General features: G+C 51.0%; 20 protein-coding genes. 4 read left to right on the top strand and 16 right to left on the bottom strand.

The window, feature by feature from the left end; translation table 11 throughout:
• The first annotated feature begins 159 nt into the window (after positions 1-159).
• Positions 160-648 (top strand): MarR family winged helix-turn-helix transcriptional regulator, encoded by a 489-nt coding sequence (locus BM200_RS07975; RefSeq protein WP_091183703.1) that lies wholly within the window; start codon positions 160-162, stop codon positions 646-648.
• A 110-nt stretch (positions 649-758) separates the two neighbouring features.
• Here the strand turns inward: BM200_RS07975 and BM200_RS07970 are convergent, their stop codons facing one another.
• From BM200_RS07970 to BM200_RS07950, 5 genes are all read right to left on the bottom strand, one after another.
• The gene (locus BM200_RS07970) at positions 759-1,808 is read right to left on the bottom strand and encodes a Gfo/Idh/MocA family protein (RefSeq protein ID WP_091183701.1); all 1,050 of its coding nucleotides are present in this window, start codon (positions 1,806-1,808) and stop codon (positions 759-761) included.
• A 48-nt stretch (positions 1,809-1,856) separates the two neighbouring features.
• Positions 1,857-2,591, bottom strand: coding sequence for a ThuA domain-containing protein (locus tag BM200_RS07965; RefSeq protein WP_091183698.1), 735 nt, complete (start codon positions 2,589-2,591; stop codon positions 1,857-1,859).
• A 96-nt stretch (positions 2,592-2,687) separates the two neighbouring features.
• Entirely contained in the window at positions 2,688-4,334 is a 1,647-nt protein-coding gene (locus BM200_RS07960; RefSeq protein WP_091183696.1) for an extracellular solute-binding protein, read from the bottom strand.
• 56 nt (positions 4,335-4,390) lie between these two features.
• A complete protein-coding gene (locus BM200_RS07955; protein WP_091183694.1) occupies positions 4,391-5,302 on the bottom strand; it encodes a carbohydrate ABC transporter permease in 912 nt (303 codons plus the stop codon).
• 59 nt (positions 5,303-5,361) lie between these two features.
• On the bottom strand, positions 5,362-6,264 hold the full coding sequence (locus BM200_RS07950; protein ID WP_091186171.1) for an ABC transporter permease: 903 nt from the start codon (positions 6,262-6,264) through the stop codon (positions 5,362-5,364).
• A 351-nt stretch (positions 6,265-6,615) separates the two neighbouring features.
• Between BM200_RS07950 and BM200_RS07945 the strand changes: the two genes are divergently transcribed.
• Positions 6,616-8,370, top strand: a complete 1,755-nt coding sequence (locus BM200_RS07945) for a sensor histidine kinase (RefSeq protein ID WP_091183691.1) — start codon at positions 6,616-6,618, stop codon at positions 8,368-8,370.
• Positions 8,367-9,974 (top strand): response regulator transcription factor, encoded by a 1,608-nt coding sequence (locus BM200_RS07940; protein WP_091183689.1) that lies wholly within the window; start codon positions 8,367-8,369, stop codon positions 9,972-9,974. Before BM200_RS07945 ends, BM200_RS07940 begins: the two co-directional genes overlap by 4 nt.
• 75 nt (positions 9,975-10,049) lie before the next feature.
• On the opposite strand, the gene BM200_RS07935 is transcribed toward BM200_RS07940, so the two are convergent.
• The 6 genes from BM200_RS07935 to BM200_RS07910 all read right to left on the bottom strand — a co-directional run bounded on the left by BM200_RS07935 (position 10,050) and on the right by BM200_RS07910 (position 16,538).
• Entirely contained in the window at positions 10,050-10,901 is an 852-nt protein-coding gene (locus BM200_RS07935) for a carbohydrate ABC transporter permease (RefSeq protein ID WP_217649563.1), read from the bottom strand.
• A 3-nt stretch (positions 10,902-10,904) separates the two neighbouring features.
• A complete protein-coding gene (locus tag BM200_RS07930) occupies positions 10,905-11,879 on the bottom strand; it encodes a carbohydrate ABC transporter permease (RefSeq protein ID WP_091183687.1) in 975 nt (324 codons plus the stop codon).
• A 61-nt stretch (positions 11,880-11,940) separates the two neighbouring features.
• Positions 11,941-13,353 (bottom strand): ABC transporter substrate-binding protein, encoded by a 1,413-nt coding sequence (locus BM200_RS07925; RefSeq protein WP_091183684.1) that lies wholly within the window; start codon positions 13,351-13,353, stop codon positions 11,941-11,943.
• Between the two features lie 300 nt (positions 13,354-13,653).
• Entirely contained in the window at positions 13,654-14,625 is a 972-nt protein-coding gene (locus tag BM200_RS07920) for a Gfo/Idh/MocA family protein (protein ID WP_091183682.1), read from the bottom strand.
• Positions 14,626-14,926: 301 nt separating this feature from the next.
• Positions 14,927-15,508, bottom strand: a complete 582-nt coding sequence (locus BM200_RS07915; RefSeq protein ID WP_091183679.1) for a YdeI/OmpD-associated family protein — start codon at positions 15,506-15,508, stop codon at positions 14,927-14,929.
• A gap of 109 nt (positions 15,509-15,617) precedes the next feature.
• A complete protein-coding gene (locus BM200_RS07910) occupies positions 15,618-16,538 on the bottom strand; it encodes an AraC family transcriptional regulator (RefSeq protein WP_091183676.1) in 921 nt (306 codons plus the stop codon).
• Positions 16,539-16,602: 64 nt separating this feature from the next.
• Here BM200_RS07910 and BM200_RS07905 point away from each other — a divergent pair, with 64 nt between their 5' ends.
• Positions 16,603-18,138, top strand: coding sequence for a sulfatase family protein (locus tag BM200_RS07905; protein ID WP_091183673.1), 1,536 nt, complete (start codon positions 16,603-16,605; stop codon positions 18,136-18,138).
• 467 nt (positions 18,139-18,605) lie between these two features.
• On the opposite strand, the gene BM200_RS07900 is transcribed toward BM200_RS07905, so the two are convergent.
• Genes BM200_RS07900 through BM200_RS07880 form a run of 5 tightly spaced genes read right to left on the bottom strand, consistent with a single transcriptional unit; the run spans position 18,606 to position 25,940 of the window.
• Positions 18,606-20,369 (bottom strand): glycoside hydrolase family 2 protein, encoded by a 1,764-nt coding sequence (locus BM200_RS07900; RefSeq protein WP_091183670.1) that lies wholly within the window; start codon positions 20,367-20,369, stop codon positions 18,606-18,608.
• Positions 20,370-20,385: 16 nt separating this feature from the next.
• Entirely contained in the window at positions 20,386-22,401 is a 2,016-nt protein-coding gene (locus BM200_RS07895; RefSeq protein WP_091183668.1) for an alpha-L-arabinofuranosidase C-terminal domain-containing protein, read from the bottom strand.
• Between the two features lie 36 nt (positions 22,402-22,437).
• Entirely contained in the window at positions 22,438-23,325 is an 888-nt protein-coding gene (locus BM200_RS07890) for a carbohydrate ABC transporter permease (protein ID WP_091183665.1), read from the bottom strand.
• 14 nt (positions 23,326-23,339) lie between these two features.
• A complete protein-coding gene (locus BM200_RS07885) occupies positions 23,340-24,302 on the bottom strand; it encodes an ABC transporter permease (protein WP_091183663.1) in 963 nt (320 codons plus the stop codon).
• Positions 24,303-24,335: 33 nt separating this feature from the next.
• Positions 24,336-25,940 carry an extracellular solute-binding protein gene (locus BM200_RS07880; RefSeq protein ID WP_091183660.1) on the bottom strand — a complete coding sequence of 535 codons (1,605 nt, stop codon included), beginning with the start codon at positions 25,938-25,940 and terminating at the stop codon, positions 24,336-24,338.
• Positions 25,941-26,009 lie beyond the last annotated feature (69 nt).

Here is a 26,009-nt window from a genome sequence, read left to right as displayed (position 1 = left end):
GGTTGGCAACATATATGGCAATAAATATTACAACCCAACGTTAGCACCATATATCGAGGCATTTCTTTAACTATGTAGACGGCAACCTATATTTGAGAGTCAAGCTTGTCATGCTATATTTACACAGGTATAATAGCGTCACGATTGGAGGTTGTACTTATGGAGCAACAAAATGACAGTGCACGGACGGAACAATATAACGCACCAACTGCCGGACTGAGATATCCCGTCAGTTTTTCGATTTTTGCATTAGCACGTTCGCATCGGGCTCTGGCGGGTCAAATGCTCCGTGATATCGGATTATTTCCGGGACAGGAAATCATGCTTTTGCAGTTATGGGATAACGATGGTCAATCCCAGCAAAGCTTGGGACGCACCATCGGTGTAGACCATTCTACGGTCGCCAAGTCTGTCAAACGATTGGAAGAGTCCGGACTGGTAACACGAACCCGCTCTCCGGAAGATGGACGCGTAACACTCGTTTGGCTTACAGAAGCTGGCCGCAACCTAGAAGCCAAAGTGAATATAATCTGGAAAGAGCTTGAACAGATTACGGTCAATGGGCTGACTGAATCGGAGCGGAAGCAGATTGAATCATTAGCGTACCGTATTTCCTCGTCTATTGATTCAGTCAATAAAGAAAACTGAAGCTTAACAAATGATCGCCAGCCCGCAAGTTTTTCCGTGGCTTAGCCTTGCATAAAAATAAAAAGCCTCTGCAAATGGGATCATTTGCAGAGGCTTTCGTACATTAACCATTACAACTCAATCGTCCGCTTCTCTTCGCTTGAGCGGATAACCGCGTCCAGCACCTCTTGATTACGGTAGCCGTCCATGAAGCCCGGAAGACTTTCTCCGGCTATGCCATCCAGCAGCGACAAGAAGTCGCCGTACTGGGACACTCTGCACCGCTCCGGCACGTCGATGACCGCTTTCGCCAGCTGCCCCGGCGCCTCTTCGCGAATCCAAATAATCTGATCCGGATTCAGCGTTGATGCATGCAGCGTACCGGCATCGCCGTAGATCGACACTTCATGTTGATTGCCCGAGCCGATCGCATTTCGCGATGACTGGAAGATACCGACTTCATCCCCTTCCATTCGAGCTTGGAAGCTAACGAAATCGTCGACCTCGATCTTCACCATTTGACCGGTTGCCGGATCAGGGCGCTCGGTAACGAGCGTGCGCATCTGCGCGGACAGCTCCTTGAATTCGCCAAAGAGGAACCGTGCCATATCGATCATATGCGAGCCCAGATCGCCAAGCGTTCCCGTGCCGGTAATGTCTTTGTTGAACCGCCAAATATATGGCGTATGTTTCGATACCGCTCCCCAGTCTTGCAAGTATTGGATGGAGAAGCTTCGCACAGCGCCCAGCTTCCCTTCCCGCACAAGCTCTCTCGCATAGCGGAATGCCGGTGTATAACGGTAGCTGAACCCGATCATAGCGCTTACTGGCTGCTGCTCATACCGCTCCAGCAGCTCCTCCGCCTCCTGGAATACGCGGGTAAACGGCTTCTCTGCCAAAAATGGCTTCCCCGCCTGCAGGCAGGCGCGAACGATATCGGCGTGGACGTTGTTTGGCGTCACCGACACGACTGCATCCACATCCGGATCCTCGACCAGTTGAACGAAATCGCCGTATCTTTTGCCAGCCGGAATCCCGAGCTGCTCGCCTCTTTCCGTCAGTGCCACTTCATTTACATCGCTTACCGCAACAATCTCATAACGGCCTTCCACCGCCATCCAGCGGATATGCGAATGCGACATGCCGCCAAGACCAATCAATCCGATTCGAAATTTCTTCATCGTTTCCCCTACTCTCCCCGTGACTTTACTAAGCTCGCCGTTCGCTTCTTATCTCTTTGCGCCAATTAGCTCAAGCGGCTGCGCATTGCCGCGCACAGGAAGCTCCCGCTTCACGGGCTGCGCCCACTTCGCTGCGTTTACGATAACGCGCTGAATCGCCGGGTTATGATACGTCGGATACGTTTCATGGCCGGGTCTGAAATAGAACACCTTCCCGCTTCCGCGCGTATAGGCGCAGCCGCTGCGGAATACTTCGCCGCCCTCGAACCAGCTTGTGAAGATCAGCTCATCCGGCGCCGGAATATCGAAATGCTCGCCGTACATTTCCTCCTCCGCAAGCTCGATATAGTCGCCGATTCCTTCCGTAATTGGATGTCCCGGCGCAACAACCCAGAGACGCTCCTTCTCATCGGCTTCCCGCCATTTCAAGCTGCAGCTTGTTCCCATTAACGCTTTGAATATCTTGGAATAATGACCGGAATGAAGAACGATAAGCCCCATGCCGTCCAGCACGCGCTGCTTCACCTTGCTGACGATCTCATCACGCACTTCGTCGTGGGCAAGATGTCCCCACCAGATCAACACATCGGTATTCGCCAGTTTCTCATCGGTCAGCCCATGCTCCGCTTCATCAAGTGTCGCCGTTCCCGCTTCCATGCCCGCTTCGTTCAAGAAACGCGCGATAGCTTGATGAATCCCGTCCGGGTAAATCTCTTTCGCTTTCGGGTTCGTCCGTTCATGGCGGTTCTCATTCCATACCGTTACTCGCAGCTTGTCAGTCATATTGGCTCCTCCTCGCATCCCATGCTGAATTTGTATAATAGTAGTGGATTAAAAAGCTGCTGCCCTGCAGTCCATACGCAGGGCAGCAGCAAAACGTTATTCAATGTTCATGTAACGGTTGTACGCGTCTTCGTAAATTTTGATCAGCTTCGCAAGGCCCATGTCGTTCAGCTTCTTCACGTAACCGTCCCACTCCTGGTCGATGCCGCCCTTCGTCACCCATTTGGCGCGAGTGCTCTTAATGTAGCTTTCAATATCCGTAAGGAGTGTCGGCAGCTCGGCATATTCCTCAATCGTATACATCACGTCCGGGAACGGCTGCGTCACATAGTCCTTGCCAAGACTGTCCAGCTGCAGCTTCAGACCGTCGCCGCTAGTCGGATCAAGCTTGATGTTCTTCTCGAATTCGGGGCTTGCGTACTTCGGACCAAAATCCCGCAGGGAGCTGTCCCAGTACCAAGCGTCCGCGCTTGTTCCGTCCGGCGGATCCATCAAGGTGTAAGTACCGTCGCTGTTCTTCTCGATTGATGTGCCGATAGCGCCCCAGAAGTTTTGAATACTTGCTTCGCCGGTGTAGAACTGGTCTGCCCAGCGTGCGGTTACCTCCGGATGTTCGTTCGAAGTCGTGATCAGCACCTCGTTGCGGCGGAAGCTCATGCCACTTGGTTCGCCAACCTGATATTTCTTCCCGTCCGTTCCGGTGATCGGCGCAATGGTCTCATACTGCTTGCTCCACTGGCCAAATACCGCGTCCGGCGTCCACTGATAGGAGAACCCGATCAGGGCAGCATCCGGATTTTGCCGTTTCGCCGTCAGCATCGTATCGTCCTGCGTGAACGTTTCTTGATCAATCAGGCCTTCGGAGTACAATTTATTTGCCCAGGCAATCCCCGCCTTGTACGCTTCCGACGTCGGGAAGTATTCCGGCTTGCCGTCCTTGATCACCATATGGTTGGCGCGGATATCCGTGATGCCGAATGGAGCAAGCAGATTGATATCTACATCCTTCGAATCGCTGTATGGAATTTCATCGGCCTTGCCGTTGCCGTTTGGATCCTTCTCCTTGAATGCTTTCAGGACGTTGTACAATTCATCCAGCGTTTCAGGCGCCTTCAGCCCCAATTTGTCCAGCCATTCCCGGTTAATGACCGGCTGCACAGAAGAGTAAGGACGCGACGGCAGTCTTGCCGGCAGCGAGTAGATTTTGCCGTCCGGGAACGTGCTCAGCTTCTTCAGCTCCGGCGTCTCCTCCATAGCTGCTTTCAAATTCGGCATATATTTGTCGATGTAGTCGTCGAGCGGACGGAAAATGCTAAGGTTGTTCACAATATCGGAATCCCCAAACGCCAAATTACCGATGATCACATCCGGCATCTTGCCGCTTGCCAGCATGACGGATTTCTGGGCGTCCCAATCGCTGGAGGAGATAACCTGCCAATTGATTTTCACGTTCGAGTTCTTCTCCAGCTCCTGCAGCCAGGTATTCTTCGTGAAGGTATCGCCCATATTGCCCCAGCGAATCGTAAGGACATCCAGCGTTACCGGCTTGTCGACGATTGGCATGCCATCCGCATGGAAGTTGCTTCCTGACGTGCTGGCCGAGTTCTTTTCCGAATTATTCGAAGCGGCATTATTCGCACTTTTATCGCTGCTGCAGCCTGCAAGCACCGTTGTGCCCAATACGGAAATCAAAGCAAGGCTGGACAGCATTTTTCTCGTATAGCTCTTCGAAATTATTGTCATGTCTAACTCCCCTTATAAAATGATAAGTACAGTACTTGTCATTCCCCGCTCTTTCCTTACTCCTTCACGGCGCCGATCATCACCCCCTTGTTGAAGTGCTTTTGCACAAACGGGTAGATGCACATAATCGGGACAGTGGCGACGATGATGACGGAATAGCGAAGCAGGTTGGCAAGCCTTAATGCGATTTGCGCCGCTTCCCCTGTTCCGAGCGCGGTCTGCATCTGATTGGTCACCAGGATATCCCTTAGAATCAGCTGCAGCGGATACAGATTCTCGTTCTGCAAATAGATAAGCGCGTTAAAGTAAGAATTCCATTGTCCAACCGCAAACCATAACGCAAGCACGGCAATTATCGGCTTTGAGAGCGGCAGCACCATTTGCGCATAAAAGCGAAGATTGCCGCAGCCGTCAATTTGCGCCGCTTCCCATAACTCCGTCGGAATTCCCGTCCGGAAGAACGTGCGCGCCACGATGATATCGAAGACGGCAACGGAGAACGGCAGCACCATGACGAGAAACGTATCATACAGATGAAAATCACGAATCGTCAGGAATGTCGGCACGAGGCCGCCGTTAAAGAACATGGTGAAGATGAAGAACAGAGACAGAAACTTACGTCCGACAAGATCCTTCCTCGACAAGGCATAGCCGGCGGAAACATTGACGACAAGCCCGATCAGGGTACCAACAACCGTATAAACGATCGTGTTCCGGTAACCGACCCATATATTCGAATGATTCAGTAATTCCTTATAACCGTCGAGTGTAAACCCTTTCGGAAATACCCATACCTGCCCGCTTCCGACAGCCGATGGATCACTAAAGGATGCGATGATAATAAAATAAAGCGGATATAAGACAATAATAAGCACAATGACGGCCCAAATGTACAACAACGTCTCCATGATCTTGTCGCTGCCCGCCGATTTCTTCGGTTGCAGAGCTAATTTCGTTGCAGCCTCCATAGCTGTATTTTCCTCCTTAAAATGAATGGCGAAGCCATTCATACTTCGTAAGCATTGGCTTACCAGAGACTGTTCTCGGAATATTTCTTCGAGATATAATTGACCAGAATAAGCAATGTGAAATTAATAACCGTATTAAATAGATTGATAGCCGCCGAGAAGCTGTATTGGGAGCTGAGCAGTCCAATCTTGTACACGTACGTCGAGATGACCTCGCTGCCGGAAATATTCAAGTTGTTTTGCAGCAGGTACGCCTTCTCGAAGCCGACGCCAAGCAATCCGCCGATCCGCAGGATCAATAGCGTTACAGCTGTCGGGATGAGCATCGGAATGTCGATGTAACGGATTTTTTGCCACCGGCTTGCCCCGTCCACTGTCGCTGCTTCATACAAGCTTGGACTCACCGAAGACAAGGCCGCGAGATAAATAATGCTGTCCCATCCCGTATGCTGCCAAACATCAGACCAGACGTACAGGCTGCTGAACATGCTGGCCGAACCCATCAGGTTTGGCGCTTCGGCGCCAAATAAGCGGTAGATGCTGCCGATCAGGCCATTGCCCGGAGACAGTAGAATCATCATGAGACCAACGATAACAATGGTGGAAATGAAATGAGGCATATAAGTAACCGTTTGGAACACCCGTTTGAACCGGTTCGCCCGCAGCTGATTCACAAGAATAGCGAATACAATCGGCAGCGGGAACGTTACGAAGCTGTACAAGCTGATGAATACCGTATTCTTGATGGTGACCGAGAATTGGTAGGAGTTAAAAAACTTCTCGAAATATTTGAAACCTACCCATGGACTGTCCATAATGCCGAGCGCCGGCTTGAAATCTTTAAACGCGATAATGACCCCGTACATCGGCTTATAAGTAAAACAAAGCAGCAGGACGACAGCCGGCAAGAGGAGCAGGTACAAGCCCCAGTTTCTGCCGATTCTTTGCAATTGGCGCTGCATATTGCCGCTGGATGAACTGTTTATCAAGAATCCGAACCTCCCTTAGCTGTTTTTACCGTTTCCTTTCTCTCTCTTCCAACGACTTCAGTATACTTGCTGGGGAAGATGCAAGTTGGACATCATGAATAACACATTCCGGACCTTCCGGGTGATGCCTGGCAGAATTTGCTGCTGGGCAGGATTGTCTGGTCATAAGCGGCATACAATCCAGACTTTCTGCTGTCACTATCCAGACATTCGGCGTTTTTGAGGTATGCAATCGGTTGCATTTTCATAAAGCGGCATTATAATGATCAGACAACGTCTAGGATTTCAATTACTTGAGGCAAATAGCGGGGAGTTGCGGGGCATATGTCCAAACAGGCGGAGAACAAGCTATATCCGATTCAGCATTACGTCAAAATCATTCTCGTCATTTCTTTTTCCGCGCTTATTCTGGATTTCATCATCAGCTTTGCGTCGATCTCGATTGTTAAGCAGCAGTCCGCACGTGATTTGCGGGATACCGCTTATTTGTATATCAACCGGATTAATAGAGACTTTTCCTATATTAATCACTTCATGGGCTGGACGCTGGCTAACGACGAGAATGTGAAAATGATGAATGCGCACGACACTAACGAAACGGAATTTATCAAAGCAAACGATGCTTTGTACAGGCGGTTTGTCGAGCTTCAGAAAAGCTACGACAAGAGCTATAATTTCTTTCTCTTCTTTAATAAGAAGAATGTCATGCTTAACATTGCCCCAATGAGGGTGACCTTCAAGGAATATCAGCAGCTGCAGCTGCAGATCAATGCTTTCATTAAAGACAAGGTCATATACGAGCAGTTCTATTCCCGGTGGTCAACCATCCAGTTGGCCGGGAAGTTTTATATCGTTAATATTGTTCCTTATCATGACAGCTACATGATCTGCCTGATCGCGGCAGACGATCTTATCCTCCCGCTCCGCCAGATCAATCTGGGAGAGAACGGCTATGCCTCTTTGCGGGCCGAGGACGGCAGTCTGGTAACAAGTCCGATCTCGAATAAAGGGAAGCTACTTAATATTGAAGAGGAGCAAGAACGCTCCTCGTTTCGGAATACGCTCCAAACAAGAACGACCGTCAACGGCGAGTTTGACAATGCGTCATTCTTCGTCAAGCTCAACATTCAATTCGGCGCGTTTGAGAAAATAATGATCGTTCAGCTGCTCATCATGCTGCTCGCTGTCATTGTCGCCTGCAGCTTGAGCTTTATCATGTTGTATTTCAAGAACAAGGTGCTGCAGCCGATCAAGAGCTTCTCGTACAACCTTGCCTTCTGGACGGAGGATGGAGAGCCGCTTGATATCGCGAGCAGCAAGATCGTTGAGCTTGAGAAGGCCAACAAGCAGTTTGCACACCTGGTGAAGCAGATCAAAACCTATAAGATCGATATTTACGAACGCGAGATTGAGAAGCAGCGCATTCAGCTGGATTACACGAAGCTGCAGATCAAACCGCACTTTTTCCTGAACTGCCTGACGACTATTCACAGCATGGCGCAAATGGATATGACCGAAGAAATTCAACAGATGGCGTTGTCCACATCGGTCTACTTCAGGTATATTTTCCAGAACGGCCAGGACTTTGTGCGGATGGAGGACGAAATCGAGCATGTCCGCGTCTATCTCGAGATTCAGAGGAGCCGCTATCAGGGCTCGTTCCTCTATCGGATCGAGCAAGGCGAGCTGACGCAGGACACCCCCATTCCGCCGCTCGTGCTGCAAACCTTCATCGAGAACGCCATTAAATACGCGGTGTCGCGGGACAATCAATCGCTGATCATCCTGACCGTAGAGCGACAGCTTATAGAGGACGAGAGAATGACCGTCATCCGGATTTCGGATACTGGCCCCGGCTTCCCGCAAGATGTTCTCGAGAAGCTGCAGCAGGGACAGCCGCTCGATCAGACGCATGGAACGCAGATCGGCATTATGAATACGGTTCAGCGTCTTGAATATTTGTACGATAAACGTGCGTCGGTCCATTTCTCGAACCGAGAAAGCGGCGGCGCCAACGTTATCCTCTATCTTCCGGAGCTTCCGGCCAAACCAATTGAGAATGGAGTGTCGCTTACGTGAACGCATTAGTTGTAGATGACGACTACTTTGTCGTGACCGCGCTGGAGAAGAAGATCGATTGGACGTCGCTTGGCATCGAGTCAGTCTATACCGCTCATAATGTCGCTCAGGCGCGCGAAATTCTAATGAACCATCCCATTCAAATTCTTATATCGGATATCGAAATGCCGCAAGGCAGCGGTCTGGAGCTATTGGCGTGGATTCGCGAGGAGAACTACAACGTACAGGCTATCTTTCTGACCAACTACGCGGACTTTAATTATGCGCAGAAAGCGATTGAACTGCGAAGCTTTGAATATTTTCTAAAGCCGATTCAATTCGATAAGCTGATGCTTATTATTCGGAAAGCTGTCGAACGGGCAAACGAACAGCAGCAACAGGAGAAAGCCATTCAGGAGGGTTACTACTGGCAGCGCAATCAAGCGAAGATTCTCGAGCACTTCTGGCGCAAGCTGATCAGCGGCAGCGTCTCCTGCCCTCTGAAGGCCGCGGACATCTCTCGTGCGGTCGATGAGCAGCATCTATCGTACGGCATGAATGATCTCATTCAACCGGTGCTGCTTAATCTATTCCCTTACGATGGCAGTATGGGGCTCGAAGAGAAAAATCTGTTCGATTTCGCGCTGCTTAACGTCTTGTACGAGTTGTTCCAGCATCCTCAATTTACGGTGGAGACGGTGCTGGAATACAGCTTGCATAACTGGATCGCCGTCTTGAAATGGAAAGCAGCGCCTGACTCCCAGACGCTCGATGAGCTATGCTCCGCGTTTATCCGGCAGGCGAACCGCTCGCTGAAATGCGATGCCTGCTGCATCGTCGCCATGCCGGGTATGCTGGAGGGCATTAGTCCGAACATCCGGCAATTGCTGCAGCTCAATCAGGATATCGCCAAGCGGCGCAATCAAATTTTCTTTGCGGAGCATGGTCTGAAGCCCACAGATGAATCTTATAAACCACCGGATCTATCCCGGCTGGAGGAGCTCCTGGAGCGGAACTTGCCTGATGATTTCCTGCGGGAAACGACCCTGTATTTGAACCATTCTGCACAGCAGAATCATTGCTCCACCTCTGTGCTCGGCCTGTTCCGGCTCGATATGATGCAGCTCGTCTACGCCTTCCTCAAGTCTAAAGGCATTCAAGCCCATCAGCTGTACCAGGGAAAATCCAATGAACGGCTGCTCGCCCATTCCTTGAACTCCATTGAGGATATGGAGGCATACCTGCGGTATCTGGTTCACACGGCTATGTCGTATCGGGATTTCGCCGAGCAGCCCAAATCGGTGACCGAGGAAATCAAGCAATATATCCATACGCACTACGGAGAAGACTTGACCCGGCTCAGTCTGGCGGAAGTCGTCTACCTCCATCCCGATTATCTGGCTCGGTTGTTTAAAAAAGAAACGGGTGTTTCTCTTGGAACTTATGTAATTGGGGCCCGAATCGAGGCTGCCAAGCAGCTGCTCCGAACAACGCAGCTATCGGTGTTCGCCGTGGCGAAGAAGGCCGGCTATGCCAACTATTCCTACTTTGCGAAGATATTCAAGCAAGAGGTTGGCATGACGCCTAATGAATATAAACAGGACGGCTCCACGAATCCAATGTGAAAAATTTAAAAGGGGCTGTCTCATAAGTCATCTTTAATGACTTATGAGACAGCCCCCTTATTTTCTCCGAAAGTGCTATTCCTTCACGCCACCCAGCGCTACGCCAGCAATAATATACCGGGATAACAGGAAGTATATGACGAAGAGCGGTAATGCCGTCAAGGCCAGCCCCATATAGATCGAGCCGAACTCCGTCTTGTAAATATCACCGCGAAGCAAACTTACCATGACCGGCAGCGTATATTTCGATTTGTCCGTCAGCAGGATCAGCGGCATGAACAGGTTGTTCCAGCTGCCAACAAAAGCAAAGATAGCCTGTGTGGCCACAGCCGGCATCATGATCGGCATGATGATCTTGTTGAAGGTAGCGAACTCGCCTGAGCCGTCTACACGCGCTGCCTCGACGATCTCAAGCGAAAGTGTCGCGAGCAGGTATTGGCGCATGAAGAATACAATGGCCGGCGCTGCAATCGAAGGCAAAATGAGCGGCAGGAAGCTGTTCGTCCAGTGCATTTGATACATGAACTGATAGAAGCCAATCGCGCTTGCCTGTGCCGGAATCAGCATCACGCACATAATAAAAGTGAAGAACGGCTGACGCCATTTCCAGTTGTATACCACGAGCCCGTAAGCCGTCAAAGACGAGAAATAGACCGCGCAGATTGTAGAAGCACCGGAGATGGTCAGCGAGTTCAGAAACCCTTTAAGGGGATCGAAGCTTTTGCTGATCAGTACGTCCCAGTTGGTCATGAAGTGTGTGGACGGCAGCAGGGATAGACCGCTTTGAATTTCCGCCGTAGAACGCGTGGCATTGACGAACATAATCCAGAACGGAAGAATGCTAAGCAGCGACAGGCCTATGCAAACGATGTAGATAATCGTCTTGTTTATGCCCCGGGATGTTTTCTCCATATTCGTATTCGCCATGAATTACATCCCCCTTGCCGCTGCTTTGGCAGCCTTGTTTATCATCTTTTGTTGTTTCTTGAGCTTTGCCTCACTGCGGTCGCGCATCAGGTAGAACACAATGAGGGACAGCACAGCTGCAATGATGAACATAATCATGCTAGCCGCTGCGGCCTTGTTGTACATATAGCTTCCCTTGAATGCCTGCCCGTAAATGAACACGGAGGTGGTAAGCGTAGCATTGTCCGGTCCTCCCGCTGGAGTAATGAACAGCTGCGGAATATCGAACATTTGCAGTCCGCCTATCATGGATGTAATCAGCGAGTAAAGCAAGATCGTTCGGAGACTCGGCAGCGTAACGCGGAAGAAGGTTTGAATCCCGTTCGCGCCGTCAATGGAAGCAGCCTCGAAGAGCGCCGGGTTAATCCCCATAACGCCTGCAATAAGGACAATCATCGTATTACCGTACCACATCCAGAATTGGATGAACGAAACAATACCCCGCGCGGTATTCTTGTCCTGAAGGAACTGGATCGGCGCGTCCGACCACCCCAGCGCGTGAAACAAACTATTCACAGGACCCATCGGATAAGCGAACAAGGTGCTGAAGAGCACGGCTATCGTACTGGCCGTGATTATATTCGGCATATAGAGCAAAACTTTGAACGCGCCTTGACCCTTGATATTGAGGCGCCGGTTGGTGAACCAGGCGGTGAGCAAGAGCGCAAGCACGATTTGGGGGATGAAGTTGGCAATCCACAGGATTAAAGTATTAATAAGAGACTGTCTAAAAGAGACATTCTCCATAATGAGATCTTTGAAGTTCTGAAACGGATTATCCAGAATGTGAATCGGTTTCGGGATGACACCCTTCATATCCGTGAACCCAATGACTGCGGTGTATAAAGTTGGGTATAAGGAGAAAATCAGAAATATAACGATAAAAGGAATACTGAATATATAGCCGTATTTCGAGTAGTTGACTCCATTGCGGCGCATGCTCTCACCTCATCAATTCATATAAAGAGGCGGGAAACTCTCCCGCCCCTTCGGCGCCTTCTTATTCGCTTTCGATTCCGAGTTGATCTGTAACGGTTTGCTTGAAGTCTTTGAGCGCTTGCTCGCGGCTCTTGCTGCCCGAGGCGTACGCACGAACTTGATCGCGCCAGATCAGATTGATCGATTCGTCATATTGGGTCAGGTTTTTGCCCGTAGCGTTAGCGTTAGCCGGAACAAATGCCTCGAACATGTTTTGTCCGCCAAGCAGTGGAACTTCGCCGTTCGACTTCGACATAACAACGGAGGATGCAACGCTGTCCTTCGTGCCTTGCTCGCCCTCTTTCATTGTGCCGTTAGCCCAGTAGTATTGGAGGCCTGTTTCGGACGTATCGAGCGTTACCCATTTGATGAAGTCAGCAACCGCTTGCTTCTTCGCATCGTCTTTCGTTACGTCTTTGTTCGCGAGAAGCCATGTGCCGCCCCAGAAGAAGCCGGTTGTCGGCTCAGTTACAGCCCAGTCTCCATTTGTATCTTTTACTTGACCGTTCATAACGTAGTTAATAAGCCATGCTGGACCAAAGAATCCGAATACCGGCTTCGGACCCGTGCCGGACATATCGGCATACCAAGCTTCCTGCCAGTCCTGTGTGCCGTTGCTGTAACCGTTGTCAGTCAGCTTCTTGGAGAAATCAAGGAATGCTTCACGCTTTGGATCAATATGAAGCTTGCCGTCCACAATCCAGCCCTTGTCCGAGCTGTTCTCAATCGCGTGCCAGATGTCGCCGTCGCCGGAAACAATCGCGTAGCCTTTCGCTTTCAGCTTGTCAGCTGCAGCGAAGTACTTATCCCAGCCCGGGCCAACTTCGTTCTTGATAGCTGCCGGATCATCCGTTCCGAATACGTCTTTGGCAATCGAACGGCGATAGATGAAGCCGCCGCCTGTTGCTTGATAACCAAGAGCCTTCAATTGACCATCTTTGCTGCCGATATCAACGGAATATTGGGCAATGCCCGCATCCTTCACCAGTTGGTCGTCAAGACCAAGGTCAGCATAGTTGGCTGCATAGCTGGACGCATCCCCTTGCGTATACTTGAGAACAAACGCTGCTTCCGCTGCGAAGATATCCGGGGCATCCTTGCCGCCGCCGGCCAAAGCCTGGTCAAGCGCAGGCTGATAAGCACCGTCAGTTGTTGCAATTACGGTTGTTTTAAACTCTACATTCGCGTCTGGATGAGTTTCTAGGTACTTTTTCGTCATGTTCGGAATCTCATCCGTGAAGCTCCAGAGATTGATCGTGACTTTCTTGCCGTCATTTGTTGCTGGCGCCTCAGATGCAGTAGCTGTAGATGTAGTTGGGCTAGGGCTAGAGTTTGAGTCTGAATTCGAGTTCGAGTTTCCGCCACATGCTGCGAGAGCAGTTGTCATCACAAGCATGGTAGAGATCCCCATTAAAGCACGTTTCATACGTTTCATACTTTGCCTCCCTTTTATTTAAAACCTTTTTTGTAACCGCATTCATAATTATAGGACCAATATTTGACAGGCGTAAGGCTACCAGTATTGGTAAAAATTCCACTTTTATTGGTTTTTGTTACCAGCGATATAGGAGGGAAGGATTATGCGCGGGAGAAGGAAATTAAAGTTTAATCTCATGAATAGGTAACGCCAAAAAAAATACCTGCCGTTAATAACGACAGGTATCTCTTAACCTTTAACTCTAGCAATTAAATTACAGCGACCAAATTAACGGGATGCAAAATAATTCCGGCAAAATTATCTCAGCTTAACGGGCAGCCCTGTTCTGGCTGATTCGTTCGCCGCCATGGTCACGCGATGGGTCTCCCAGGCATCTTCGTATCTGGAGAGAATTCTGCTGCCGTCTCCCGTTCTAACCGCATGAAGAAAAGCTTCATTTTCCCGAACGTAAGGATTATTCGACGCTTTGTACTCGGTTTTCTTATCCTCTTCGATATCAACAACAGCATCGCCGGTAATCTGCAGCACTCCCGTATTGGTGTAGATCTGCAAGCCCGCATGACCTCCAGCCGGAATCGCGCACGTGTTGCTGATTGTAGCAACCGCTCCGCTGGCGAGCTTTATCGTCACCGTACCTACATCAGGGACCGTAACTCCATCTTCCTTGCTTGCCATATACCTGTCTCCATACGCCGCATAAACTTCATTCACATCCCCAAGCAAATAACGCATCAGGTCAACGATATGGGTTGTCTGTTCGACAAACTGACCGCCGGAGGTTTCCATCTTGCGCCACCAATAAACGCCCGGCATCGAGCCCATCCATTGCCCCAATGCCATAAGCGGCGTACGGTTAGCAAGGAGCTCCTTGGCGTGATTGGTGCTGTCCATGTACCGGAAGTGATAACCTACCGATGTCAGCAGTCCCTTCTCCGCAATCGCTTGCCGGATTCGAGACGGCGTCTCCTCGTCTACCCCAATCGGCTTCTCAACCAGGAAGGGTATTCCCCGCTCCACAAGCGCCAGTTCAATCTCACCGTGCGCAAAAGGAGGCGTGCAAATGTAAACGGCATCAAGTTTATTATCATCAAGCATAGCCTCAATGGAATCGTAACCGCGTGCTTCCTTGTATGGTCTTGCTGCCGTCTCCGCCTTTTCCAGACTTGTCCCGCAGAACGCGCTGACACTGACATTTTCCATCGCAGCAAGCTTCTCTGCATGCATTCTTCCGAACCAACCTGTCCCAGCTATTCCAATCCGAAGTGTCACTCTACATTCCCACCTTACGTCCATGTATTTTGACTGCCTATTAATCTCTTAAGCGGCCAAATGACCAAGAGCTCTCTCCATTGTTTACCTGTTCTCACAACTATGTCAAGTGAATAATAGCTGCAAAACCATGTGGATAAAAACTTCTGTGGATAAGTGGATAACATTAAAGAAAATCGAGAATAATCAAGTAAACCGCACACTTAATCTGTGTATAAATTTGTGCATAAGTATGTAGAGTGCAATAAAAAAGACCATTCCTCTTAGGAACGGTCTCCATTAACGAGCTATTACATCAAGTCTATTCATCATTTAATCCCTTACCATCCAAAATGTGCTGCATATATTTTTCCACTCTGGCCACACGGGTTTTGGATTGTTTGGGTGCAGAGAAATGGAGCAGGTACGCTCTTTGCCGTCCCGGCGTTAATTCCTCAAAAGCCTCCTTCAAGGCAGGCATTTCATCAAATTTATGTTGGAGCTCTTCCGCTACGCTGTATTCCGTATTTGGTTTGAATTCCACTTCCAAGCCCGACTTTTCAACTTCAATGGCTTCCTTAACATACGCCTTCAGAATAGCTTCCTTCTGGGCGATGTCTTGCACATTGGTGAACCGAATCTGACGTGCAGCCTGTACATTCTCGGTTTGTTGGATTAGAATTCCTTCAGGATCTTTCAGCAAGGCTCCTTTGTGAAATAGAACCGCGCAGTATTCTTTAAACCCATGAATTAATACGATGTTTTTATTCTCAAACGTGTAACAGGGGTGCATCCACTTATAATCTTCATCCAGCCCGCATTCCAGTATGATAGCTCTTAACTTCTGATATTCTTCCTGCCACTTGCTTGGTTTGCTGAAAAATTGCTCAACTTTCTCATTCATTGAAAAAGCGCTCCTCCTGTCATTTTGCGGCATAGCCTCTTATTATAGTATATTTCCCATTCAAAAGGCAGCTAAACTCTCTCAATCTCGCACTTTTTCCGCGTATGGACTACATCCCTTTCCAGTTGGCTTCCCGATAAGCGGTTGGGGTCTCTCCAAGGCGATTTTTAAAGGTTCGCGTAAACGCATATAAGGAGGAATAGCCGGTCGTATACGCTACTTCCGTTATCGAAGCGTCTGTCTCGGCGAGGAGACGTTTCGCTGCATTCATCCGTACTTGCGTGATGAAATCGCTCGGCGACATGCCCGCCTTCTCTGCGAAAGCGACCGAGTAATACGTCCGATTTACCCCTGCCGCCCTGGCCGCTTGCTGGACCGTGATGCCTTCCGAGGCGTGCTGCCGGATATAGGACATGCTTTGCTTAACCCAGTCTGCTGTCTCCAAGGATTGCGATTTGGGAACTGTCCGGCATAAAGCTGCAAGAAGACGATAGAGCAGACTTTGCATTTCGAGTGACAGCACATTGGCGGCTTCCTTCTCCGTGTCTCGCATCAGACGAAACAGGCCATTAACCGTACGCTCCGCCTCCTGCGTCCATTTGCCCTCCAGATACGGACTCTCCAAGCTTAATCCGGTAAGTGCGAGCATCTCTGCCGCAAGCGGGCCGTCGAGGACAATCCAGTTCATTTTCGGCGGAGGCTGTCCCTCGATCGCATAGTAGGTATAGGTACGCATGGGATATAAGCAGAAGATATCCCCTTCCGATAACGTCACGCTTTTGGAAGCATCCCACTCCACGCGAACCGAGCCATCCTTCACGATGTGCAGGCTGTAGCTCTCGATCCGCTTTGGTCCAACATAGTAGCCTTGCTTCGTCTCCGTGCTGCCGCCACGTACCGGCCAAATGGAGCATTGCTTGTCCAGCTCATTCAACGCGTAATAGATATACTCGGCGGTCTCGTGGCCGCCTTTCACGAACGTATTCAGCTCAATCCGCCCCTTAACCTGACAAATTGGTAAATCAACCATACATGATGCTATTTTACGATCACTTCCTTTACATTACAATGATTGACAAGGAGGCGAATTTTTCTTGAAAAAACCAAACATTTTGCTAATTACAAGCGATCAACAGCACTGGAACACGCTGGGTTATTTCAATAAGGAATTAAGTACGCCCAATTTGGACCGGCTTATTCAGTCGGGCACAACCTTTACGAAAGCCTATTGCCCAAACCCGACTTGCACGCCAAGCCGGGCCTCCATTATTACGGGACAATACCCGAGCCAGCATGGCGCATGGACGCTCGGAACCAAGCTCATGGAAGACCGTCACTGTGTGGGAGAGGACTTTAGCGCCGCAGGCTACAAGACCGCGCTTGTCGGCAAAGCTCATTTTCAGCCGCTGGCTTCAACGGAACAGTATCCTTCATTAGAGGCCTATCCTGTGCTGCAGGATTTGGAGAAATGGAAGCATTTCAACGGTCCCTTCTACGGCTTCGAGCATGTCGAGCTCACTCGCAACCATACAAATGAAGCTCATGTCGGTCAACATTACGCCTTATGGATGGAGGAGAAAGGCTGCACGAATTGGCGGGATTATTTCCTTCCGCCTACGGGCAGCATGGATCCTGCTATTACCTACAAATGGCCGATTCCAGAGGAGTACCATTACAACGCATGGATTGCGGAACGCACGAATGCGCTGATGGAGCAGTACAACGAAGAAGACAAACCGTTCTTCCTCTGGTCAAGCTTCTTTGATCCGCATCCGGAGTATTTGGCGCCGGAGCCGTGGGATACGATGTACGATCCGGATTCACTGACCATTCCGGCGATTGTGCCGGGCGAACATGACAAGAACCCGCCTCATTTTGCCTTAACCCAAGAGGATCATCCGGACTTTTCACCTTGGAATGAGACGAGCAAAGGCATCCACGGCTACCGTTCGCATCATTATTATGAATACGGGGAGAAAAAAAAGCTTACCGATTACGATAAGAAAAAGCTGGTTGCCGTCTACTACGGCATGATCAGCTTAATGGATAAATATATCGGAAGTATCCTGGATAAGCTCGAAGAGCTTGGGATCGCAGACAATACCATCGTTGTCTTTACGACGGATCATGGTCATTTCTTCGGCCAACACGGCTTGCAGGCAAAAGGCGGCTTCCATTACGAGGACCTGATTCGTCTGCCGTTCATCGTGAGCTACCCGGGACATGTTCCGGCAGGAGTAACCTCCAACGCTATCCAGTCGCTCGTTGACCTGGCGCCTACATTCCTGTCGCTCTGCGGTATCCCTATCCCGCCTGCGATGACGGGCGTAGATCAAAGCCAGGTATGGAAAGGCACGGCTTCCTCCGCCAGAGATCATGCCATCTGCGAATTCCGTCATGAACCAACGACGATTCACCAGAAAACGTATGTGGACCAGCGCTACAAAATAACCGTTTATTACAACCAAACCTACGGCGAAATCTTTGATTTACAGATCGACCCTACCGAGCTTAACAACCTGTGGGACGATCCCGCATATGCAGCGCTGAAGTCCGAGCTGCTGCTTAAGTACATTTGGGCCGAGCTTGGCAAAGAAGTCATGCCGATGCCGCGAGTTTCTGGCGCATAGGATGAATAAACAGAAAGGGCTGTCCCATAAAAGTCGCAAAAGTGACGTAGGATAGCCCTTTCTATTTCGACTACACGGAATTTTCCATAACACAACAAAGCAGAGGTACTGCATTTATTGCAATGTACGCCTGGTTGAATCAGGCAGCATCCTTCTTCAGCTTGAAAGCGCACAGCTAAGAAAAACAACATTGGATTTCATGCAGCAAAATGAGGCGTTTTCGCCCTATAACTCGATCTACATTGGATTGTCTACCGTATACTCAGGCCATTTGGGACGACTGCGGTTCATTCTGTTTACTTTCACTGGAGTTTATCCAACGTAGCCGCCGAGTCCTTCCCCTTGTCCTAATCTCACTGGATGAAATCCAACTTACGGGGAGATTCTCGTCTGAGAATGACGAATGGCAGGTCCGCAAAGAAACCGGATCTGCACGATGCAGACCCGGTTCCTCCGCCCAAGGGCGGTCAGCCCAAGTTAATAGCCCGAATTTCCTCAAGCGGAATTTTCGGCTCGCGGTCCTCCGTGAGCAAACCGTTAATCTCCTGCTGCACGTCGGTCACCTGCGTATAGCAATATCCGCAAATATAATCGACAGACTTAATCGCCTGCGTAATTCCCTTGAACCGCTCCGTGAAGGCTTCCACCGAATCTACCTGCTCCCCGTAGCCCCAGCCCTTGTCCGACTTGAACGCAATGCCGCCGAACTCACTGATGATGATCGGCTGTCCCCGGTAGCCGTAGCCTTCGGCAAAGGCATATTTCCAATGGTTGCAGGTCATCTCGCCCGACATGATGCCATCCTTATTGTCCCGGTAACGCTTCAGGAAGCTGTCCCCGGTCTGGACATAATCATGCAGCGACACAATATCCGAGACGGTATGCTCCCAGCCGTCGTTCACGATGACGGGGCGATGCGGATCGAATGATTTCGTGAGATGATAGATGCCTTCCGTGAACTTCTGCTGCCGCTTGTCGCGAAGGATGTTGCCAACGCCCCACGACTCGTTGAACGGCACCCACGTAATAATGCTCGGATGGTTATGCTGCTGCTTGATAATCTCAAGCCATTCCCTCGTGAAAGCTTCAACCGCGCGGTCATGGAATTCGAAGGTCGCCGCCATCTCCGACCAGACGAGCAGCCCCTTCACGTCGCACCAATACAGGAAACGGGCATCCTCGATCTTCATATGCTTGCGCACGCCGTTGTAGCCCATCGCCAGGATCAGGTCGATATCCTTGGTCAGCGCTTCTTCGCTGGGAGGCGTCAGATGGCTGTCCGTCCAGTAGCCTTGGTCCAGAATAAGCCGTTGGTAGATTGGCGCGTTGTTGAGCAGCACCTTTCCGTTCTCGATGGATATTTTCCGCATGCCGAAATAGGAGAGCGTCCGGTCGACGACTCGTCCGCCCGAGCTCAAGACGAACTCAACGTCGTACAAATTCGGACGGGCCGGAGTCCAATATGCCCGCTTCCAAGGTCCGTTTGCTTCATGGTGAAGATCAACCTCAACCGTAAGGCACGGACGGTCAATCCCAAGCGCAACCCGCTTCACGGGCTGGCCCCTGAATGTCACTATGGCTTCCAGCAGCAGGTCGTTTCCAGCCTCAACGCCATTCACCTCATAATCGAAACGAACCATGTGGCGGTCGAGATCCGGCGTTATTTTGACCGATTCCAGCCTCTGCTCTTCTACATATTCCATCCATACCGTCTGCCAGATGCCCGTCGTCTGGACGTAGAAGCATTCGAAGTTGTCCGGCACCCAGCGCTGCTTGCCTCTCGGCTGGTAGCAGCTATTGCTGTCCGTTACCTTGACCGTTATCCGGTTATCTTCTCCGAACTTGAGATATGGCGTCATGTCGATGGAGAATGCCGCATAACCGCCTTGATGTCCTCCGGCCAGCTCGCCGTTAATCCATACCTTAGCATCGTAGTCCACGGCCTGAAAATGCAGGATAGCCTGCTTGCCCGCCGCTTCTGCCGGAACGGATATTACTCTGCTGTACCACACATAAGAATGAAAGCTTTCCTCGCCGATACCGCTGGCTTTTGTTTCGTATGTGAATGGTACGGTAATCCGGTGAGTGGCCTCGAACGTCTCCTGCCACTTCTCGAGCTCGCCGGCGTTCGCGTCGTCGAAGCGGAAGTCCCATTCGCCGTTCAGATTATGCCAATCGCCGCGTACGAGTTGAGGTCTGGGATAGTCCTTGCTATATGATTTCGTTGTCATGCCGTACCTCCTGCTCCTATACCTTGCCTTGAAATACCGCTGCATAAATGGAAAACGGGCGAAGCGGAACGCCGCGCTGCCATTCGGCAGTTGGAACGGCCCGGCTCTTGCACATCACGTTTTCCGGCTCGAAGACGCTGTTGATCTCGTCGTAGCCTTCGCCGGTGATTTCGTACAGCACCGTCTCTTCCGCCGCGTTGAAGGCAGCTAAATCCAGTACGGCATTCACTTCGTTCAGCCCGCGGTTCACGATAAATACCGTAACGGTATCGCCGTCTCCGTTAATGCCAGCCGCGATGTCCAGCTCCGGCAGCCCGTTCAGGTTGACCGGCGTCTCCTTTACTGTCGGCACGGCAAACGTAGCACAGTCCGCTTGCACGGGAAGCATATGCCGCAAATCCTGGTTCGCATACAGCTTCATGAGCTCATAGGTCGGTGTCCCGTATACGTCGAGAGGCCGATTACTCCAGCCGGACTGCTTGCCGCAATATTGGTCGGCATAATAATCGCCTACCCGGATGCAGCCGCCCAGCCAGCCGTTGACCAAGTCGGAGAAGCTGCCGATATGCACCATATCGCTTGAACGAAGCATTTCGTTCAGATTGGCGGCATTAGCAACCGCTGCGCCAAGCGTATGCTCGTTTGGCAGCCCCTTGCGGATGGTATTCGGGTAATACATCGTGTTGTATTCCGTAATAGCGATTTTCACATGAGCATGCTTCGGATTGGCCTTGATGCTCTCCTTCGTCTCTTGCAAGTAATGCCGCGTGAACTCGGGATAGGCCGCAATCGCCTTATACCGATCCTCGGCAGGCGTGTTCCGGTTCATACCGAAAGGCCCGTAGCCGTGATAGATATGCAGGGTCAAATAGTCGATAAGCTCACCGGCCTGCTCCAGCACCGGCTTGTTCCATGCCTGGTCGTAATGACCGCAGGCCAACAGCACGATGGACGGGTCAGCCGCCTTCATCGCTTCAGCGAACGATACCGTGCGCGCCGCGAACTCTTCGGCTGAGCAGGTCCCTACCTGCCACCCTCCCCATACCTCATTGCCAATCTCCCAATATTTCACGCCGTACGGCTCGGGATATCCGGTCGCGGCGCGCAAGGCGCCCATCGGTGTGTCGGCGGCGCCATTGCAATACTCGATCCATGCCGCTGCCTCTTCAGGCGTGCCGGAACCGTCATTCACGCAAATGAGAGGCTCCACCTGCAGCTCCCGGCAGAAGGCAATGAATTCGTCCGTGCCAAAATATTTGCTCGTCCAGCCGCCCCACGCCTCGTTGTACATGACCGGCCTCTCCAGCACGGGACCAACGCCATGCTCCCAATGGTAGGCGCTGATGTAATTGCCAGCCAGCCTCATCATGCCGGCGTTCAGCTCCCTCGTCATTTCGACGACCTCGCGCTTCACCAGGGCAATACTGTCGGCTGCAAGTAGAGATACATGGTCGATCCACAGCATGCCGGTTGACACGTGATCCGTCCAGCGAGGATGATCCTCCGGAATGTAGACGCGAAGCTCGGCGTCGGCGCACGTGCGGGAGACGGACAAGTCCGCTTCATATTCCCGCCAGTTATGGCCGGCAAGCTCGATGACCAATGAACCAAGCGTTTCCTCCGTATGTCGGTCCACCGCTTCCACCACCAGCCGCTTCAGCTCAATGGACGCCCGGGCAACCACCTTCACCTTATAATCGGCCGGACCATTGAGAGCAGCCTTCTGCGCGATACCAGCAAATGCCTCATCGTCGCTCAACAAGCGGATGCGCTGTGCTCGCCCCGAATGCTTTGGCGCAGGCGCCTCCAGTGCGTATTTGGTATTGCGGCCGTTCGTATAAGCGTACCAGCTCCCCGATATTTCCCTCTTGGTTTCGGACTCGCTCTCGAAATCCATATCCTTGAGCGGGAAGGCCAGCATAGCTTCCATATGGTCCCGGATGTCCTCGACGAAATGTCCGAACAAATACGGGTTGACCGCATGCCGGCTCGCTCCGGCACAATCGACGGTTATATTAGCGTTATTAGTCAAAATAAACCTCCAATGAAATCGTTAGGTATAGTCGTCTTATCCTTTAACGGAACCAATCATGACGCCTTTGACGAAATGCCGCTGCACAAGGGGATACATGATCAGCACGGGCAGGCTGGACACGATGATAACCGCGAATTTAATGCTTTCGGACAGCAGGATTTGTTTCTCCAAACCAACGCTTCCCCCGTCCGTTTGGGCGGATTGACTGATCAGCAATATTTCGCGGAGTACAAGCTGAAGCGGATATTTGCCTTCGTCGCGGATATAAATAAGCGCATTGAAGAACGAGTTCCAGTGGCCAACCGCGTAGAACAGCACCATAACGGCCAAAATCGGTTTTGAGAGCGGCAGGATGATGCTAACGAGCAGTCTCCAGTTGGAGCAGCCGTCCATATGTGCCGCCTCCTGCAGCTCCCAAGGGATACTATTTTGAAAATACGTACGCATAACGATAAGATTGTACGTCGCGATAGCGCCCGGCACGATCAGCGCCCACATGGTGTCGACCATGCCAAGGTCTTTGACCAGCAAATAACTCGGAATAAGCCCTCCGCTGAAAAACATTGTCATCGTAATCATAACCATGATCCCATTGCGCAAGGGCAGGTCGGGTCTCGACAGCGGATACGCCGCGAGGATCGTCATGATAATGTTGATGACGGTTCCGATGACGGTATACATAATCGAGTTCCCGTAGCCGGTCCAGATCTTGTCGTTCTGCAAAATGTTGGCGTAAGCCTCGACATTGAGACCTTGCGGCAGCAGCCACACATCACCGTTTAGTACTTTGGCCGGGTCGCTGAACGACGCGCTGACAATAAACAGCAGCGGATACAACACAATGACCATAATAATGGCGGCTATGACATATACAATTGCGTCGAACAAACGTTCATTCGACGGACTTATGCTCTTTTCCATAAGCGATTACCTCCTTACCATAGGCTCGTCTCCGACGTCTTGCGGGCAAAACGGTTTACGAGCAGCAGCAGCATGAGATTGATCACCGAGTTGAACAGGCCGATGGCTGCCGTGTAGCTGTACTCGCCCTTCAAGATTCCCGTCGTATAGACGAACGTGGAGATGACGTCGCTGGATTCCAGATTCAGGTTGTTCTGCATGAGCAAAATTTTCTCGAAGCCGATGTTCATGAAGTGACCGATATCGAGAATGAGCAAGATGACAATGACCGGCATAATGCCAGGCAGCGAAACGTGCCAGATGCGGCGGAGCCGCGAAGCGCCGTCCATCTTGGCCGCTTCGTACAGCTGGGGATTAACCCCGCTGAGCGCAGCGATATAGATAATGGATTGCCATCCCATGCTCTGCCAGATGTTCGAGCCGATAAAGATCGGTTTGAACCAGGCCGCTTCCTGCAGGAAATTAATCGGCGTGCCGCCAAACGCCTCAATCAGTTGATTGATGGGTCCCGTCTTCGGCGACAGAAATACATTCAGGATGCCGACGATAACAACGACTGAGATAAAATGCGGAATGTACGTAATATTTTGCAGCCATTTGCTGTAAGCCCGGCTCTTGATTTCGTTCACGAGCAGCGCCAGCAGGATCGGAACAGGAAATGCAATCAGGAGCGAGAACAAGTTGATGGATACGGTATTCCACAGCAGCCGCCAGAAGTAATACGAGTTAAAAAACCGTTCGAAATGGCCGAAGCCTTCCCATGGGCTGCCGATAATGCCTTTGGCAGGATTGAAGTTTTTGAAAGCGATCTGAAGGCCGTACAGCGGCCCGTAATGGAAGATTAAATAGAAAGCGAGCGGCGGCAGCAGCATGAGATACAAATCATACCGCTTCGCCATTTTTCGCAGCAGTCCGTCGCTCCGCCTCTTGCGGCCGGGAACGGGGGTTGCCCCCGCATTCTCTATCATGCTGTCCATGAGCAGCCCCTCCCTCTCTTCTTGCTATCCCATTTATTTGGCCATTTTGTCATAGGCATCCTGGTAAAGCTTCTCAAGATCGGCAATGTTCATTTTCTTCAGCGTGGACTGGAATTCGTCCCACTTGTCGAAGCTGAGCGCCCCAACGATGAACTTCGTGCTTTGTTCTTCGAAATATTTGTCGATGTCATTGCGCAGCACGTTAACCTTCTGAGCAGTCTCTTCGTCAAATAACGGAGGCGCATAGCGGATTTTCGGCAAATACGGCTCGAGCTGCTCGTAAGCCTCTTGTACTTGAGGCGGGTTGATGAACGAAGCTACCTTATCGCTGATAATATGAGGCGCGCCGCCGCCGGCGTATGGCGTAATTTTCGCTTGTTCGCCCGCTACGGACAGGAGCTCCTCTTTGTAGTACGGGATGCCGTCCTTCAGATCATAGTGCTCGCCTTCCCGGCCAAAACGCAGCAGAGTTGAGCCTTCATCGCTGTAGAAGTAGTCGATCCAGCGCATGGTTGCTTCCGGATATTTGTTGACGGACGTGATGGCAAATGCTCCGTAGTCGCGCGGCACCGGAGCGATCTGGCTATGCAGGCGGTCGCCGTTAGGACCTGCCTGCGGGGCAATGCCTACATACTGATCCTGAATGGTCAGGAAGTTATTGTTCGTCTGATCGAAGAAGTAGCCCGTATTGCCTGTTCCCTGCTTGGCAAGATATTGCGCTTCGGTGTGGGAGAAAATCTCCGGGTCGATCAGCTTTTCCTTGTAGAGTTTGTTCAAATACACGAGCAGCTCTTTGTACTGCTCATCGCCGCTCCAGATATGTACCTTGTCGCCTTCTACATTAATGTTGTAGCCGAGCTGGGAATCAAGTCCAAATGCTCCCGCCATTTGATAGACGATTGGCATGCCGATTCGCGCGGTCATCGGAAGTTCGTCCGCTTTCCCGTTGCTGTTTGGATCGCCGTCGCGGAAAGCTTTCAGCACTTCATACAAGTCGTCGGTCGTCTCAGGCACCTTCAGGCCCAGCTTATCCAGCCATGCCTTGTTGATCCATCTCTTGTCGGTCCGCGCGGAGCCTAGCGTAACAATGCCCGGGATCGCATAAATATGTCCCTCAGGCGTCGTGATGCCCGCGCGGATCTCCGGATATTGCTCCATGAGGCTTTTCAGGTTCGGCGCGTATTGATCAATCAGATTCTCCAGCGGGATCAGTTGTCCCGAAGATCCGTAGCGAACCGTCTCCAGCTGTGTCAGACCCGAACGGTACAACGCATCGGGAAGCTCATTGGATGCGAACAAGAGGTTTTTCTTCTCCGCAAAGCCATCGGTTGGCGCTTCGATAAAATCGACCTTGATGTTGCTCATCTTCTCGTAATCCTGGAAGACGGGCATGTCCTTGAACGGACCGTTTACGGGCGCGACGCGGGTAAACATCTTCAGCTTGATTGGCGAATCGACGATCGGAAACCCTTCCGTTTTTACGGCATTGTCGGCCGTACTTGATGAATTGGCGCCCCCCGTATTGCCGCCTTTTTCATTGCTATTGCTGTTGCCGTTGCCCCCGTTGCTGCAGCCGGATACGATTAATCCGGTAACAAGCATTGTGGCGAAAGCATATCTCCCCCATGTTTTTCGCATGTATATATACCCTCCAGACTTTCAATTCACCGGTAATTGTAAGCGTTTCCTGCCGGTGTTACTCGATTA

Source organism: Paenibacillus catalpae (assembly GCF_900112695.1).
GTDB classification, from domain to species: Bacteria; Bacillota; Bacilli; order Paenibacillales; family Paenibacillaceae; genus Pristimantibacillus; species Pristimantibacillus catalpae.
This window is presented reverse-complemented; position numbering and strand designations above follow the sequence as displayed.

What these genes read in the sequence shown, in the direction of transcription:
- BM200_RS07890 (WP_091183665.1), bottom strand. Translation starts at nt 23,325, where the DNA reads ATGGAAAAGAGCATAAGTCCGTCGAATGAACGTTTGTTCGACGCAATT.
- BM200_RS07950 (WP_091186171.1), bottom strand. Translation starts at nt 6,264, where the DNA reads ATGCAGCGCCAATTGCAAAGAATCGGCAGAAACTGGGGCTTGTACCTG.
- BM200_RS07885 (WP_091183663.1), bottom strand. Translation starts at nt 24,302, where the DNA reads ATGGACAGCATGATAGAGAATGCGGGGGCAACCCCCGTTCCCGGCCGC.
- BM200_RS07970 (WP_091183701.1), bottom strand. Translation starts at nt 1,808, where the DNA reads ATGAAGAAATTTCGAATCGGATTGATTGGTCTTGGCGGCATGTCGCAT.
- BM200_RS07960 (WP_091183696.1), bottom strand. Translation starts at nt 4,334, where the DNA reads ATGACAATAATTTCGAAGAGCTATACGAGAAAAATGCTGTCCAGCCTT.
- BM200_RS07915 (WP_091183679.1), bottom strand. Translation starts at nt 15,508, where the DNA reads ATGAATGAGAAAGTTGAGCAATTTTTCAGCAAACCAAGCAAGTGGCAG.
- BM200_RS07945 (WP_091183691.1), top strand. Translation starts at nt 6,616, where the DNA reads ATGTCCAAACAGGCGGAGAACAAGCTATATCCGATTCAGCATTACGTC.
- BM200_RS07975 (WP_091183703.1), top strand. Translation starts at nt 160, where the DNA reads ATGGAGCAACAAAATGACAGTGCACGGACGGAACAATATAACGCACCA.
- BM200_RS07955 (WP_091183694.1), bottom strand. Translation starts at nt 5,302, where the DNA reads ATGGAGGCTGCAACGAAATTAGCTCTGCAACCGAAGAAATCGGCGGGC.
- BM200_RS07880 (WP_091183660.1), bottom strand. Translation starts at nt 25,940, where the DNA reads ATGCGAAAAACATGGGGGAGATATGCTTTCGCCACAATGCTTGTTACC.
- BM200_RS07900 (WP_091183670.1), bottom strand. Translation starts at nt 20,369, where the DNA reads ATGACAACGAAATCATATAGCAAGGACTATCCCAGACCTCAACTCGTA.
- BM200_RS07910 (WP_091183676.1), bottom strand. Translation starts at nt 16,538, where the DNA reads ATGGTTGATTTACCAATTTGTCAGGTTAAGGGGCGGATTGAGCTGAAT.
- BM200_RS07930 (WP_091183687.1), bottom strand. Translation starts at nt 11,879, where the DNA reads ATGCGCCGCAATGGAGTCAACTACTCGAAATACGGCTATATATTCAGT.
- BM200_RS07965 (WP_091183698.1), bottom strand. Translation starts at nt 2,591, where the DNA reads ATGACTGACAAGCTGCGAGTAACGGTATGGAATGAGAACCGCCATGAA.
- BM200_RS07925 (WP_091183684.1), bottom strand. Translation starts at nt 13,353, where the DNA reads ATGAAACGTATGAAACGTGCTTTAATGGGGATCTCTACCATGCTTGTG.
- BM200_RS07935 (WP_217649563.1), bottom strand. Translation starts at nt 10,901, where the DNA reads ATGGCGAATACGAATATGGAGAAAACATCCCGGGGCATAAACAAGACG.